This is a genomic window from Streptomyces sp. CA-251247, assembly GCF_050952975.1.
Classification (GTDB): Bacteria; Actinomycetota; Actinomycetes; order Streptomycetales; family Streptomycetaceae; genus Streptomyces; species Streptomyces achmelvichensis.
The window spans coordinates 4,514,037-4,527,798 of record NZ_CP191861.1 but is presented as its reverse complement, the minus strand read 5'-3'; the positions used below and the strand labels follow the sequence as shown (position 1 = coordinate 4,527,798).

13 protein-coding genes are annotated in these 13,762 nt (G+C 70.5%); 4 read left to right on the top strand and 9 right to left on the bottom strand.

Annotation, left to right across the window (positions count from 1 at the left end; all coding sequences use genetic code 11):
- Window positions 1–184 precede the first annotated feature (184 nt).
- Window positions 185–1,606, top strand: a complete 1,422-nt coding sequence (locus tag ACQPWZ_RS20000; RefSeq protein WP_383231961.1) for a glutamate decarboxylase — start codon at window positions 185–187, stop codon at window positions 1,604–1,606.
- A 20-nt stretch (window positions 1,607–1,626) separates the two neighbouring features.
- Here the strand turns inward: ACQPWZ_RS20000 and ACQPWZ_RS19995 are convergent, their stop codons facing one another.
- The 3 genes from ACQPWZ_RS19995 to ACQPWZ_RS19985 all read right to left on the bottom strand — a co-directional run bounded on the left by ACQPWZ_RS19995 (window position 1,627) and on the right by ACQPWZ_RS19985 (window position 4,085).
- The gene (locus ACQPWZ_RS19995) at window positions 1,627–2,400 is read right to left on the bottom strand and encodes an ABC transporter permease (RefSeq protein WP_433572038.1); all 774 of its coding nucleotides are present in this window, start codon (window positions 2,398–2,400) and stop codon (window positions 1,627–1,629) included.
- Window positions 2,397–3,326 (bottom strand): ATP-binding cassette domain-containing protein, encoded by a 930-nt coding sequence (locus ACQPWZ_RS19990; RefSeq protein ID WP_340474478.1) that lies wholly within the window; start codon window positions 3,324–3,326, stop codon window positions 2,397–2,399. The genes ACQPWZ_RS19995 and ACQPWZ_RS19990 overlap by 4 nt, the downstream gene beginning before the upstream one ends.
- Before the next feature lie 117 nt (window positions 3,327–3,443).
- Complete coding sequence (locus ACQPWZ_RS19985; protein ID WP_327681733.1) at window positions 3,444–4,085, bottom strand: PadR family transcriptional regulator; 642 nt, start codon at window positions 4,083–4,085, stop codon at window positions 3,444–3,446.
- Between the two features lie 44 nt (window positions 4,086–4,129).
- Here ACQPWZ_RS19985 and ACQPWZ_RS19980 point away from each other — a divergent pair, with 44 nt between their 5' ends.
- Complete coding sequence (locus tag ACQPWZ_RS19980; RefSeq protein WP_433572037.1) at window positions 4,130–4,831, top strand: bleomycin resistance protein; 702 nt, start codon at window positions 4,130–4,132, stop codon at window positions 4,829–4,831.
- Window positions 4,832–4,979: 148 nt separating this feature from the next.
- Here the strand turns inward: ACQPWZ_RS19980 and ACQPWZ_RS19975 are convergent, their stop codons facing one another.
- The 3 genes from ACQPWZ_RS19975 to ACQPWZ_RS19965 form a co-directional block, all read right to left on the bottom strand.
- Window positions 4,980–5,528 carry a DinB family protein gene (locus ACQPWZ_RS19975; RefSeq protein WP_433572036.1) on the bottom strand — a complete coding sequence of 183 codons (549 nt, stop codon included), beginning with the start codon at window positions 5,526–5,528 and terminating at the stop codon, window positions 4,980–4,982.
- Between the two features lie 176 nt (window positions 5,529–5,704).
- Complete coding sequence (locus tag ACQPWZ_RS19970) at window positions 5,705–7,162, bottom strand: aldehyde dehydrogenase family protein (RefSeq protein WP_340474472.1); 1,458 nt, start codon at window positions 7,160–7,162, stop codon at window positions 5,705–5,707.
- Between the two features lie 58 nt (window positions 7,163–7,220).
- Window positions 7,221–8,102, bottom strand: coding sequence for a helix-turn-helix domain-containing protein (locus ACQPWZ_RS19965; RefSeq protein ID WP_383231943.1), 882 nt, complete (start codon window positions 8,100–8,102; stop codon window positions 7,221–7,223).
- Between the two features lie 325 nt (window positions 8,103–8,427).
- Between ACQPWZ_RS19965 and ACQPWZ_RS19960 the strand changes: the two genes are divergently transcribed.
- Window positions 8,428–8,934: an ATP-binding protein gene (locus ACQPWZ_RS19960; RefSeq protein WP_340474470.1), complete on the top strand. Its 507-nt coding sequence runs from the start codon at window positions 8,428–8,430 to the stop codon at window positions 8,932–8,934.
- A gap of 111 nt (window positions 8,935–9,045) precedes the next feature.
- Here the strand turns inward: ACQPWZ_RS19960 and ACQPWZ_RS19955 are convergent, their stop codons facing one another.
- Window positions 9,046–9,288, bottom strand: a complete 243-nt coding sequence (locus tag ACQPWZ_RS19955) for a DUF397 domain-containing protein (protein ID WP_313948922.1) — start codon at window positions 9,286–9,288, stop codon at window positions 9,046–9,048.
- Between the two features lie 348 nt (window positions 9,289–9,636).
- Here ACQPWZ_RS19955 and ACQPWZ_RS19950 point away from each other — a divergent pair, with 348 nt between their 5' ends.
- Window positions 9,637–10,113, top strand: a complete 477-nt coding sequence (locus ACQPWZ_RS19950) for a hypothetical protein (RefSeq protein WP_433572035.1) — start codon at window positions 9,637–9,639, stop codon at window positions 10,111–10,113.
- A gap of 36 nt (window positions 10,114–10,149) precedes the next feature.
- Here ACQPWZ_RS19950 and ACQPWZ_RS19945 read toward each other — a convergent pair whose 3' ends face one another.
- Together ACQPWZ_RS19945 and ACQPWZ_RS19940 are read right to left on the bottom strand one after the other, a co-directional pair.
- Complete coding sequence (locus tag ACQPWZ_RS19945) at window positions 10,150–12,237, bottom strand: FUSC family protein (protein WP_433572034.1); 2,088 nt, start codon at window positions 12,235–12,237, stop codon at window positions 10,150–10,152.
- 301 nt (window positions 12,238–12,538) lie between these two features.
- On the bottom strand, window positions 12,539–13,645 hold the full coding sequence (locus ACQPWZ_RS19940; protein WP_383231979.1) for a DUF2786 domain-containing protein: 1,107 nt from the start codon (window positions 13,643–13,645) through the stop codon (window positions 12,539–12,541).
- Window positions 13,646–13,762 lie beyond the last annotated feature (117 nt).

Here is a 13,762-nt window from a genome sequence, read left to right as displayed (position 1 = left end):
GACCGCCGGTTCGGGACTGCCGGTTCCGTGACCGCCGGTTCCGTGACCGCCCGGGCCGCGCGAACGCCGATCCGCGACCTCCCGTCACGCATCCGGACCGTCGCCTCACGTTGCGTGAGTGCGTCGCCCGTATGAGCCTGGAAGCCGAGCGCACTGGGCGCGAGACACGAAGGGCGGCGAGCGCATGGCACTCCACAAGGGTGCGGACGAGTCCTCCGACAAGGGCGAGGAACACCGCAGGCTCTCGCTGAACCCGTTCTACGGGACGGCCGACCCGGTCAGTGGCATGACGACGGCTCCGCCCACGCACCGGCTGCCGGACGGCCCTCTGCCGTCCATGACCGCCTACCGCCTGGTGCACGACGAGCTGATGCTCGACGGCAACTCCCGGCTCAACCTCGCCACCTTCGTCACCACCTGGATGGAACCGCAGGCCGGTGTGCTGATGAGCGAGTGCCGGGACAAGAACATGATCGACAAGGACGAGTACCCGCGGACGGCCGAGCTGGAGCGGCGCTGTGTGGCCATGCTCGCCGATCTGTGGAACGCACCGGATCCCGCCAACACCGTGGGCTGCTCGACGACCGGGTCCAGCGAGGCCTGCATGCTCGCCGGCATGGCGCTCAAGCGCCGCTGGATGACGCGGAACGCCGATCGCTATCCCGGGGCGCGTCCGAACCTGGTGATGGGCATCAACGTCCAGGTCTGCTGGGACAAGTTCTGCAACTTCTGGGAGATCGAACCGCGGCTGGTGCCGATGGAGGGCGAGCGTTTCCACCTCGACCCGCAGGCCGCCGCCGATCTGTGCGACGAGAACACGATCGGTGTGGTGGCGGTCCTCGGCTCGACCTTCGACGGGTCCTACGAGCCGGTCGCCGAGGTCTGCGCCGCCCTGGACGCGCTCCAGGAACGCACGGGCCTGGACGTGCCGGTCCATGTCGACGGGGCGTCCGGCGCGATGGTCGCACCGTTCGTCGACGAGGACCTGGTGTGGGACTTCCGGCTGCCGCGGGTGGCCTCGATCAACACCTCGGGACACAAGTACGGGCTCGTCTACCCGGGCGTGGGCTGGGCGCTGTGGCGCTCGCCGGAACTGCTGCCCGAGGAGCTGGTGTTCCGGGTCAACTATCTGGGCGGCGACATGCCGACCTTCGCCCTCAACTTCTCCCGGCCCGGCGCCCAGGTCGTGGCGCAGTACTACACCTTCCTCAGGCTCGGACGGGCGGGCTACCGGGCGGTGCAGCAGACGACCCGCGACGTGGCGCGCCTGCTGGCGGACCAGTTCGAGGCCATCGACGACTTCCGCCTCCTGACCCACGGTGACGAGCTGCCGGTGTTCGCCCTCACGACAGCGCCGGACGTGAAGAACTTCGACGTCTTCGACGTCTCCCGCCGGCTGCGCGAGCGCGGCTGGCTGGTGCCCGCGTACACCTTCCCCAAGAACCGTGAGGACCTGTCCGTCCTGCGCATCGTCTGCCGCAACGGCTTCTCGTCGGACCTGGGCGCGCTGCTGATGGAGTCCGTGCACGACCTGCTGCCCGAACTGCGCCGTCAGTCGCATCCCCTGGAGAGGGACACGACGACGGCGACAGCCTTCCATCACTGAGCCGGATCGCGCGGTCGGGGTCAGTGGCTGAGCCGGCGGAACCTTCCTACGGCCGGCGGGAAGAAGACCCCGACCAGCAGCACCGGCCACAGCACGGCGAGGAGTTGGGCGTGCTCGGCCGCCCACCCGCCGTCGACCGGGATGCCGGACAGGTCGCGTACGGCGGTGGCCGTCGCGGACATGGGGTTCCACTGGACCGCCGCGCCCAGCCAGCCCGGCATCGACTCCGGTGCCGCGAACGCGTTGGAGAGGAAGCCGACCGGCCACACCAGGATCTGCACGGCCTGCACCATCTCGGGTTTTCCGGCGACCATCGCCAGATGGATGCCGATCCACAGCATCGCGAAGCGCAGCAGCAGGAGCAGTCCCAGTGCCCCGAGGAACGCGACGAACGAGCCGTGCCAGCGCCAGCCGATCGCGTATCCGACGCCGACCATCACCAGCAGGCTGAGCGCCGACTGGAGCATGTCCGCCGTGCTGCGGCCGACCAGCACCGCCGAGTCGGCCATCGGCATCGAGCGGAACCGGTCGATCACGCCCTTGTTGAGGTCCTGTGTGACCGCGAGCATCGTCGACTCCAGGCCGAAGGCCATGGTCAGCGCGAGCATGCCGGGGACGAGGTAGTTGACGTAGGCGCCTTCGACGCCGCGCCCGCCGCCGATGAGATAGCCGAACATCAGCAGGAGCATCACCGGGAAGACCAGGCCGACGACGACCTGCACCGGCTGCCGGGCCCAGTGCGCGAGTTCGCGCCGGGTCATGGTCCAGGAGTCGGTGAGGGCATAGGTGCTCATGCCGAGGCCTCCTTCGTCAGATGCAGAAAGACCTCGTCGAGGGTGGGCCGGCGCAGGGCGACGTCCTCGGCCTCGACGCCGGCCGCCTCCAGCGCCCGTACGGTCTCGGTCAGTGCGGCCATCCGGTCGCTGACGGGGGCGCTGATCAGCCGCCGGTCCTCGTCGATGGTGGTCTCGCCGGGCAGCAGCGGTGCGACCCGGGCCAGGTCGGCCGCATCGTGCAGGACCACGTCGATGCGGTCGCCGCCGAGCTTGGCCTTGAGCTGGTCGGCTGTGCCGTCCGCGACGACCCGTCCGGCGTCGATGACCGAGATCCGGTCGGCCAGTTGGTCGGCCTCCTCCAGATACTGCGTGGTCAGCAGAACGGTGGTGCCGCCGCCGACCAGTGAGCGGACCGCGCTCCACACCTCGGCCCGGCCGCGGGGGTCGAGCCCGGTCGTCGGCTCGTCGAGGAACAGCACCTTCGGGTCCGTGATCAGCGAGGCGGCCAGGTCGAGCCGGCGGCGCATACCGCCGCTGTACTGCTTGACCGCCTTGCGCCCGGTGTCGGCGAGCCCGAACCGCTCCAGCAGTTCGTCGGCCCGCACGCCCGCCCTGCGCGCGCCCAGATGATGCAGCCGCCCGAACATCTCCAGGTTCTGCCGGCCACCGAGTTCCTCGTCGACCGCGGCGTGCTGCCCCAGCAGTCCGATCCGCCGCCGGACGGCCGCCGCATCGGTCCGTACGTCGTGCCCCGCGACCCGCACCGTGCCCTCGTCGTGGCGCAGCAGGGTCGCCATGATGCGCACGGCGGTGGTCTTGCCCGCGCCGTTGGGCCCCAGCACGCCGTGCACCGTGCCGCCGGCCACCGTCAGGTCCAGTCCGTCCAGTGCCTTCTTCTCCCCGTACCGCTTGCGCGCGCCCTCGACGACGATCGCGTCCGTCATGCGTCTCCTCCAGCACCCTCAACGCCAGTAGTCAAACTTGACTACGGAATCGACGGTATCCCCGGATCCGCGATTGGTCAAACTTGATTAGCCGATGAACCCTGTCGGCCGGGGCCGTCAGCCCAGATCGCCCTCGTGCGGCTCGCCCGTCGCATACGGGTTCTCCTCACCCTCGGCGAGCACTCCGACGAACGGCTCGCCCTCACCGGCGAAGGTGTACGCACCGGCCTCGATCCGCCGGATCAGACCCCGCGTCCACTCGGCACCGAAGTCGGCCGAGGCGACCCAGAGATTCATGATCTCGCCGATGTGGCCGAGCGACTCGGGCCCCTCCTCCGGGGTGTAGTACTCGGTCACCGCCGAGCGCCACTCCTCCATGCCGCGCACCCGCTCCTCCAGGAGGGCCACGGCCTCCGCACGCTCCAGGTCGACGATGAAGCCGACCGCCGCCGACAGGACGTCCATCTTCTGGTCGTACGAGGTCAGAGACTCCCGCAGCAGCTGAAGGAACTCCTCGGTGCCCTTCTCGGTGATCTCGTACTCGGTGCGCGGCGGGCCGCCGGCCGTGGACGGCGCGATCTCATGGGCGTGCAGCAGCCCTTGCTTCGCCATCTGCTTGAGCGCGTGATAGATCGAGCCTGGCTTGGCGTTGGACCACTCGTGCGCGCCCCAGTACTCCAGGTCGTTGCGGACCTGGTAGCCGTGCGCCCGCCCGTGCTGACGTACCGCACCGAGGACCAGCAGACGGATCGCTGACATCAGCCGGGACTCCCTTCTATTCAACTTTGACTAGACTACGCCGCATGACCGAGAAGACCATCCCGCTCCTCCCGTGCCGGACGATCCAGCCGGTGGTCGACTTCTACACCGCCCTGGGCTTCGAGACGACTTTCCTTCAGAAGAGCCCTTACGCCTACGCGGTCGTCGTGCGCGGGCCCGTCGAGCTCCAGTTCTTCGGCATGAAGGCGTACGACCCGAAGGAGTCCTACTCCGGCTGCTACATCCTCACCGACGACGTCGACACGCTGCACACGACGTTCCGCGCCGGCCTCAAGGAGGCGTACGGAAGGATCCCGCTGCGCGGGCTGCCACGCATCGGACCGCTCAAGGACATGTCGTACGGGGTACGGCAGTTCCTGATGACCGACCCCGGCGGCAACTCCATCCGGGTCGGCCAGAAGACCGACGAGGACCAGAGTCATCGGCCGGCTCCCAAGGAGACGTTCGCCCGGGCCCTGCACATGGCGGACCTGTTCGCCGACTCCAAGGAGGACCTGCCGGGCGCGGCGAAGATCATCGACCGGGTGCTTGAGCTGGACAGCGAACGGCCCACCCCCGTGCAGTTGTTGAGGCTGCTCGTCCTGCGCGGCGACATCGCCCTGCGGCTCGGGGAGGAGGAGACGGCGCGGTCGCTGCTGGAGCGGGCGGCGGCGGTCCGGCTCACCGACGAGGAGAGCGCGTCTGCGCGGGACAGCCTGGAGCGGCTGGCGGAGCTGCGGTCCTGACCTCGATGCTCTCGCGGAGCTGAGGGCTTGACGCTTGAGGCTCTCGCGGCTCTCGCGGAGCTGCGGCTTGGCTGCTTGAGGTTCCCACGGAGCTGCGGACCTCACCGTCCCGGCCGCAGCTCCGGCCCGCCTCTCCCCGCGTGCGGGCTCAGCCCCAGCTCTGGCCGCTCTCCAGCGCCACCAGGTCGAACGCGCCCTTGCCGTCCAGCGATTCGCGGATGATGTCCGCGTGGCCCGCGTGCCGGCCGATCTCCTCCACGAGGTGCACCAGCAGCCAGCGCATCGAGACCCTTCCGTCCGCGGGGAACCAGGGTGCCTCGGGCAGCGGGAAGGTGTCGTCCAGGCTCGGGACCGAGCGGATGAACTCCTCGGTCTCCTTGGCGACCAGTTCCCAGAAGGCCAGCGTCCCCGGGATCGTCTCGTCGTCGACCAGGCGGAAGCTGTCGCCCCACGTCTCCTCGGTGCGCGCCTTTTCGTTCGGGCGCTCCTGCGCCATGCGCAGCCAGTTCAGCTCCGTCTCGGCGACGTGCTTGAGCAGTCCGGAGAGCGTGAGCTCACTGGCGCTCGGGCGGCTCGCGGCCTGCTCCTCCGTCAGCCCGAGGACCGACCGGCGGATCGCGCCACGCTGCGCCTCGACGAAGGAGAGGAGCGCACCGCGCTCGTCTCCACGGACCTCTGCGGGGACGTGAGTGACCATGGTGTCCGCCTTTCCGGCTGCTGCGAGGAGACGGGCGGCGTCCGCCTCCTTCCGACACCCCAGACACTACGGACCCTTGCGGACAGGTTCTGTCCTCAAGGGTCCGCGGGATGGAAGAGTCCTGTACCGGATCACCCGGGCGGGAGGAGGCGACCCGCGCCCGGGCCGGTACTCGCCTAGAACGGGAAGCGCGAGCGCCCGTGCTGCACCGAGATCCACTTCTGGGTGGTGAACGCCTCGATCATCGACTCGCCGTTCAGCCGTCCGCTGCCGGAGTGCTTCTCGCCGCCGAAGGGCACGATCGGCTCGTCGTGCACGGTGCCGTCGTTGATGTGGATCATGCCGGTCTCGATGCGCTTGGCGATCCGCACGCCCCGCTCGATGTCCGCGGTGTGCACGGCGCCGGACAGCCCGTACGGAGTGTCGTTGGCGATCCTGACCGCCTCGTCCTCCCCGTCGAACGGCACGATCAGTGCCACCGGGCCGAAGATCTCCTGGCCCAGGATCGGCGAGTCGGTGGCGATGCCCGTGAGCACGGACGGGGAGACCAGATTGCCCTCGGCGCCGCCGTGCAGCAGAGCGGTCGCGCCGGCCTCGACCGTCTGGTCGACGAGCGCCGTCACCGCGTCGGCCTGCTGGGAGTTGATGAGCGGGCCGATGTGGGTCGCCGGGTCCGCCGGGTCGCCGACCTTCAGCGTGCGCACCTTGGCGACGAACTTCTCGGTGAACTCCTTCTCCACCGAGCGGTCCACCAGCACCCGGTTGGCGGCCATGCAGACCTGGCCCTGGTGCACGTACCGGCTGAAGACCGCCGCGTCGACCGCGTAGTCGATGTCCGCGTCGTCGAGCACGATCAGCGCGCTGTTGCCGCCGAGTTCGAGGATCGCGCGCTTGAAACTGGCCGCGCAGACGGTGGCGACATGACGCCCGACCTTGTCGGAACCGGTGAAGGAGATGGCCCTCGGCACCGGGTGCTCGAGGAGCGCGTCACCGATCTCGGCTATGTCGGTGATGACGACGTTCAGCACGCCGGGCGGCAGACCTGCGTCCTCGAAGAGCTTGCCCACCAGCGAGCCGCCGCAGATCGGCGTGTTCTGGTGCGGCTTGAGGACCACCGCGTTGCCGAGCGCGAGCGCGGGGGCGACCGACTTGATCGACAGCAGGAAGGGGAAGTTGAAGGGGCTGATCACACCGACGACACCGACCGGGAGGCGGTAGACGCGGTTCTCCTTGCCGTCGACCGGCGAGGGGAGGATCCGGCCCTCGGGCCGGAGCGCCAGCTGCATCGCCTCGCGCAGGAACTCCTTGGCGAGGTGGAGTTCGAAGGCCGCCTTGACATGGGTGCCACCGAGCTCGGCGATGATCGTCTCGGTGATCTCCTGCTCACGGTCCTCGATGACGCGCAGCGCCTTCTCGAACACGGTCCGCCGGGCATAGGGGTTGGTCTCGGCCCAGGCCACCTGCGCACGCTCGGCCGCGCGGTAGGCCTGGTCGACCTCGACAGCTGTGGCGACGGGTATCGAGGCGAGCTTCTCGCCGTCGTACGGATTGAAGTCGATGATGTCCCAGGAGCCGCTGCCAGGCCTCCACTCGCCATCGATGTACTGGTGGGCCAGCTCGGTGAAGAAGGACATGTGATCCGATTCCCATCGCAGAAGCAGATGCCTGACGTCACGTCATCGTACTGTCGTTTCAGATCAGTTGGAGTAGACCACGCAGAACGTCACGGCTCTCGGCCGAATCCGGGCTGTCCTCCTGCAGACGCTTCATGACCCGCTCGTACTGGGCGACTTCCTCGCGCTTGTCGAGATACAGGGCGCTGGTCAGCTGCTCCAGATAGACGATGTCCGAGAGGTCCGACTCGGGGAACCGCAGCAGGGTGAACGCACCGCTCTCGCCCGCGTGCCCGCCGAAGCTGAACGGCATCACCTGAAGGGTGACGTTCGGGTTCTCGGAGATCTCGATCAGATGCCTCAACTGGCCCTGCATGACCTCGCGGTCGCCGTACGGCCGGCGCAGCGCCGCCTCGTCGAGCACCGCGTGCAGATGCGGGGCGCGCTCCGAGACGAGCACCTTCTGGCGCTCCAGTCGCAGGGCCACCCGGCGGTCGATCTCCGCCCGCGGTGCGTTCGGGATGCCACGGGCGACGACGGCGTGGGCGTACGCCTCGGTCTGCAGCAGACCGTGGACGAACTGGACCTCGTAGATCCGGATGTGCGAGGCCGCGCCCTCCAGTCCCACATATGTCTGGAACCAGCCAGGCAGCACGTCGCCGTAACTGTGCCACCACCCGGCGACGTTGGCCTCCTTCGCGAGGCCGAGCAGGGGTCCGCGTTCGGATTCGTCGGCGACTCCGTAGAGCGTGAGCAGGTCCTCGACGTCCCTCGCCTTGAAGCTCACCCGTCCCAACTCCATGCGGCTGATCTTTGACTCCGATGCGCGGATCGAGTAGCCGGCTGCTTCGCGGGTGATGCCGCGCGATTCGCGCAGCCTCCTCAGCTGCGAGCCCAACAGGATGCGCCGCACCACGGAACCGCCACCTGGCCCTTCGGCCCACGACTCACCTGCGGTCACGACTCCAACCCTCCCCATCCATCGCCGTTCATCGCGTTCCGTCCCCTACAGCCTGGAGCACCCCCGAACCCCAAGTGCCGGATTCTGCCACCAAAACGCTTCAGCCCGTACTCATTCGATTACGGAAATGAGAAGCCCTTGGGAAGGCCATGGGAGAGATCCGTGGAAGATATGGTCAAGAAACGGCACGGGGTCGGACAGGTCCGGCGCGTGCACGTGCATCTGCCCTTGCATCTGCCGTACGCATTCGGAACCATGGTCCTCGCGCACCTGCGTGCTCGTTCGTGTTGAAGCGTCACAGCCGCGATTCCCGGGAGTGCCTCGCATGGGGACGAATGGATCGACCATGCTCGAGCCGTTACGGCAGGGGCTTCCCCCTTTCGATCCCGCGGCAGTCTCCAGCAGCGCCTCGTGCTCCCTGCCCGCCCGCTACGAAGCGGTGCGCGGCGCACGCCAGTTCACGAAGGCCACGCTCGGGCAGTGGGAGCTGGCGGACCGTTTCGACGATGTCGCGCTGGTCGTCTCCGAACTTGTCACCAACGCCCTGCGGCACGCCCTGCCCGACGAGGCGCCGCGCGAGGTCCAGGACCCGCCGGTACGGCTGCACCTGATGCGCTGGACGAGCCGCCTGGTGTGCGCGGTGCGCGACCCGAGCCACGAGGGTCCCGGCGCGCGCGCCGGCGACGACGCCTCGTTCCCCGACCCCTGCGGCGCGGCCGAGTCCGGCCGCGGCCTCTTCCTGGTGGACTCCTTCAGCGACAGCTGGGGCTGGCACCCGCTCGCCGGAGCCCTGCACGGCAAGGTCGTGTGGGCGCTGTTCCGGCTCGGGTGACACGCGCGGACCGGCGAGACCGGGGGCGGACCCGCATCGGGGGGCGGGCCCGCCCCTGTTTGCTGTGACTCTCCGGGCCGTCCGCTCGTGGGGTACGCGCTGGGGCGTGGCCTAGGCGGGTGCGATCAGGTGGTCGAACTCGCCGTCCTTCACACCGAGAAGCAACGCTTCTATCTCGGCGGGCGTATAGACGAGTGCGGGTCCGTCGGGATGCCGTGAGTTGCGCATCGCCACATTTCCCCCGGGCAGCTTGGCGAACTCGACACAGGAACCCTGGGAGTTGCTGTGCCTGCTCTTCTGCCAGACGACCCCGCGGAGCTCCGTGGCCGCCATGCCGTTGTACGCGTGGTGCACGTGTCGCTCCCGGGGTACAAGGTGCATGTGTCAACTGTCCCGGATCATAGCTCTGTTCATATGCACTTGCATGAGCGCCCGCACGGGCAGATGCACGTGCACGCGGGGTGGCGCTTCGGTTACAGCTCCGAGGACGTCCTCCCCCGGGCCGAACACCTCGCGCACAGGGAAGAGACGCAATCCGCGCCCTTCCGGCTCCGGTGAAACGCCGCCAGTCTCATGAGGTGTGCGTCACGCCCCCGCCGAGGCAGGACTGCGGCCGCGTCGGGCCGCCGGATTGCCGCCGGGAGCGCGGCAGTTGTCCCTGGTAGCTTGGCGCGGTCTTGCAATCGACAAGGGGGAAGTCACGTGCACCAGCGAGTACGCATGTCGATGGCCGCCGCCGGCCTCGTCGCCGCAGCAGCTCTCGTACTGACCGGATGCGGCAGCGACGACAGCGCCGACTCGGGCGAGAAGACGTCGTCCGGCGCGCCGACACCGTCGGGCGGCGGCGACAAGCCGAGCGGTGACATCGAGGGCGCGTGGACCGGCAAGACCGACGGCAAGTCCGTCGACCTCGCCGTCACCGGGAAGAAGGCCGTCCTGATGGCGGACGGACGCGCCTGCACCGGCGACCTGGCGGACATGGGCGGCGAGCCGATGCTGTCGCTCAAGTGCTCCGACGGCAACACCGACCGGACAATGGGATCGATCGAGTCCAACGACGGCAAGACCCTCGTCATCGCGTGGGACGCCGGCAAGAAGGACACGCTCACCAAGTCCGCGAGCGGCAAGCTGCCCGAGGGACTGCCCAGCACGTTCCCGACGGGCATCCCGACTCCCTGACCCCCGCGTCACCGCCACGGGCCGCGGTCCCCGGCCTCACCGGTCACGGGTTCGCGGCCCGGCCCCTCCTCGCACCCCCTCGTCCTCCGGTTCCAGCGCCTCGGTCAGATCGTCCAGCGCCTCCGCCACCAGCCCGGCGCCGGTGCGCAGGACCGTGTCGGGTGCGCTCTCGCGGTCCCAGTGGTCGAGGGCCTCGTGCACCGCGTCCCACTGCGGGGTCCTGCGCTCGCGTACCGCTGTGGCGGCACGCTCGGTGTCGCGGCGCAGCGCCTCGGCCAGGTCCGCCGCCGCGGGCACGGGGGCGGCGCCGCTGTCGGGCAGATGCGCCTCCATCAGCAGGGCGCCACGGCCGAGTTGGGAGATCGCCTCCCCTGCTCTCTCCGCGGCGTCGCGGGACAGCCCGCGGTTCCGCACGGGCTCGTGCTCAGCCCTCTTCACCGACTCCCGCCAGGCGATACGGGCGTCGCGCGCGTCGAGCAGGGTCTGACGGATGTCCCCGCCCGCCCGGCCCGCCGGGTCGGCGTAGTGGTCCACGACGGCTGCCGCGTAGTCGCCGTTGGCGTGCAGCCAGTCGGCGAGGCGATGACGCAGCCGTGGGGTCTCCCAGGCCGGGTAGACCGCGTAGGCGATCATCGCGAGCACTCCGCCGGCGAGGGTGAGCAGGACCCGTTCGGGAACGGTCTGGTTCCAGTCCTCGCCTCCCATGCCCAGCAGGAGGACGACGTAAGCAGAGATGAAGACGCTGGAGGCGACGTACCCGGTCCCCAGGACGAGGAAGGCGCAGAAGGCGCACAGGACGGCGAGACCACCGGAGAGACAGGTGCCGGGGCCGGCCCCCTGGACGACGGCCGTGGCCGCGCCGACCCCGACCAGTGTGCCGCCGAACCGGGCGACGGAACGGGCGTACGTCTGCGAGAAGTCCGGGCGCATCACCATCACGCAGGTCATCGGCGCCCAGTAGCCGTGCCCCAGTGGCAGCACGGTGCCGACGATGTAGCCGACCGCCGTGACGGCCGAGACCCGGCAGGCATGGCGCAGAACCGGGGAGTCCCGGTGGAGTTCCTCCCGCAGGATGCGCAGCGATCCCGGGACGAGCCGGAGCAGCGGGGGCCGGTCGCGGTGCGGGCCCTCGGTGGTGCCGGCACCGCGGGCCGTCTCCGTCACGTCGTCGAGCAGGGCGGCCAGCCGGTGAGCCCCGCGGCGCGCGGGGCCGGTGAGAACCGCGGCGGTGTCCGGGGTCTTGAGCGCGGCCACCGCGGACGGCGGAAGTCGCAGCGGCTTGTTGTGCCGCACGGCGCGGGCGGCCTCGGTCAGTACGGACGCGGCGGCGGAGAGGAGTTCGCGCACCCGGTCGCGTTCGGGGCCCTCGGCGGGAACCCCGACGGCCGGGTCGGCGAGCGCGGCGAGCACCGGGCGGATCCGCTCGGCGACGCCGCGCATCCCGTGCAGTTCGGCCGGGCGGCGGCGGGCCTGCCGACGGGTGACGGCGGCTGCCCGGCGGGCCTGCATGAGGGGTGCGGGATCGAAGGGGGCGGTCGGGTCGTGGCGCAGCCGCCGTGCGTAGTCGGCCTCCGCGGCGAGGGCGTCGGCGAGCGCGTCGCGCTGGGCACCCCAGCGGCGTACGGGCAGCAGGACGACGAGCGCGGCCTGGACGACCCCGCCGGCCGCGATCACGGCGGCATGGCCCGCCGCGGCCGCGATGGACGTCGGGAGGGTGACCGTGACCAGCATGATCGCGACGTTGGAGGCGGCGATGATGCCGACGGTGGGGCCGAGGGCCCAGGCGAGCCCGGCGAGGAAGGTCCACAGCGCGAGCATCGCGACGAAGAACACGAGGTGGAAGGCGGTGAGGTAGCCGATGAAGGTGGACACGGCGAGGCTCGCGCCGGACGCGAGGGCGAGCACCGGACGCGGCCGCCAGCTGCGTTGATAGGTGGCGATGGCGGCCTGGAAGGCTCCGAAGGCCGCGCTGACGGCGACGACGGTCCCGAAGAGGGAGAGCGCACCCGCGACGACGAGGGCGAGTCCGAGTGCGCCCCGCAGCGCGACGAGGGGCTCGAGCCGCTGCCGTTCGAGGGTGAGCCCGGAGCGTGCGGTCTCCTTCAGGGCCCGGAGCCAGGACATGGGGCGAGAGTATCGGCACGACGGGATGATTCAGACGATTCGGGCGACTCAGGCCTTCCGCTGCCGAAGCTGTCGGCGGTCACGCGAGACCTGCGCCCGGCCCGCCTGCGCCTGACGCCTCACCCCGCACGACCGAAGCCGCCCCCGCCTGCGCCTGGCGCCTCGCCCCGCACGACCTGCGCACGGTCCGCCTGCGCCTGGCGCCTCGCGCCGCACGACCGAATCCACCCCCGGCCCGCCTGCGTCTGACGCCTCGCCCCGCACGACCGAAGCCGCGCCCGGTCCGAGCACGCCTCGGCCCTCACTGCCGCAGCTGTCCCCGCTCCCGTGACACCTGCGCCCGGTCCGCCGCCGCCCTGCCGTCGAGCCAGCCCGCCTCGTCCGTCACGCCCCGCACCCGTGTGGTCGTCGTCCGCGGGAACATCTCCTCCGTCCTGCCCGCCACCGCCACATCGCGGGAGGCCAGAACCGGCAGGAGGTCCTCCGGGGCGGCGACGCTCTCGGCGGCCGCGGCGAGGCGTTCGCCGACGCGGCTCGCGTAGGACATCAGGAAGGACTGCCGGAACGTCTTCGTACGCTTCCGGCCGCCCGCCCGCTGGGACGCCTCCGCGCGGGTCATCGCCGCGTGGCCCTGGACCAGCAGCGAGGTGTGGAGCAGCTCGACCGACTCCAGGTCGCTGTCGTAGCCGACCACCGTGGAGAAGCCGAACGCGCCGTTCCAGACGGCGCGGCAGCGGTTCGCCGTGGCCACCGCGTCCAGCAGGATCGCCTTCGCCGTCTCGTAGGGAGCGTCCACCCCGATACGGCAGGCGGTCGGAGCGTCCTTCGCGTGGGTCCGGTGCGACACTGCGGCCTCGTCCACGCTGTGACGCGCCATCAGCTCCTGGGCCTTGGCGGTGAGCGCCTCCGCCTCCTCCGGGAATCCCGTGGCCTCGGCCTTGGCGAGGAGGGCGCGGATACGGCCGAGCATCCGCGGCTCGTGCGGCGACGGCGGCGCCGTGAAGGGCGTGCCCGGTACCGGGCCGACCGGCTCGATCGCGGGCAGCCCGACCAGCAGGCGGTAGAGCTCCAGCACCGCTGTGGCGTACGAGAAGCGGTCCGCGCGCCACTCGGGGCCCGCGAGCTCCGCGAGCTGTGCGGACCAGCGCGGGGGAAGGCGGTCGTAGCGGTGCGACTCCCCGGCGATGAGCCCGGACACCAGCCGCACATGGTGCTCGTCGAGGTCGCGCCGGACCAGCCGTACGACATCCGCCGGCTGCCAGCCGCGCTCCCAGGCACGCCGGACGAACTCCTCGCCGCGCCGGGTCAGTTCACCGTCCGCGCCGGGGTCCGCGGCGAGCAGCGACGCGCCCGTGTCCAGCCCCGCGTCGCCCTGTGCGTACAGGGCGCCCGCGAGCGCCTCGTCCACCGTGCCCACCGGTCCGCCTCCTCCGTCTCCCCCGGCGTCCTCGCCGTCCGTGTCCCCAGCCGGCGTCTTCGCCGCTCGTTGTCCCGCCGGCGTCTCAGTCACTTGCGCCGGTCCATC

Bases quoted from the DNA above. Each gene is read 5' to 3' on its own strand.
- ACQPWZ_RS19985 (WP_327681733.1), bottom strand. From the start codon at position 4,085: ATGTCAGCGATCCGTCTGCTGGTCCTCGGTGCGGTACGTCAGCACGGG.
- ACQPWZ_RS19995 (WP_433572038.1), bottom strand. From the start codon at position 2,400: ATGAGCACCTATGCCCTCACCGACTCCTGGACCATGACCCGGCGCGAA.
- ACQPWZ_RS19960 (WP_340474470.1), top strand. From the start codon at position 8,428: ATGGGGACGAATGGATCGACCATGCTCGAGCCGTTACGGCAGGGGCTT.
- ACQPWZ_RS19980 (WP_433572037.1), top strand. From the start codon at position 4,130: ATGACCGAGAAGACCATCCCGCTCCTCCCGTGCCGGACGATCCAGCCG.
- ACQPWZ_RS19970 (WP_340474472.1), bottom strand. From the start codon at position 7,162: ATGTCCTTCTTCACCGAGCTGGCCCACCAGTACATCGATGGCGAGTGG.
- ACQPWZ_RS19945 (WP_433572034.1), bottom strand. From the start codon at position 12,237: ATGTCCTGGCTCCGGGCCCTGAAGGAGACCGCACGCTCCGGGCTCACC.
- ACQPWZ_RS19990 (WP_340474478.1), bottom strand. From the start codon at position 3,326: ATGACGGACGCGATCGTCGTCGAGGGCGCGCGCAAGCGGTACGGGGAG.
- ACQPWZ_RS19975 (WP_433572036.1), bottom strand. From the start codon at position 5,528: ATGGTCACTCACGTCCCCGCAGAGGTCCGTGGAGACGAGCGCGGTGCG.
- ACQPWZ_RS20000 (WP_383231961.1), top strand. From the start codon at position 185: ATGGCACTCCACAAGGGTGCGGACGAGTCCTCCGACAAGGGCGAGGAA.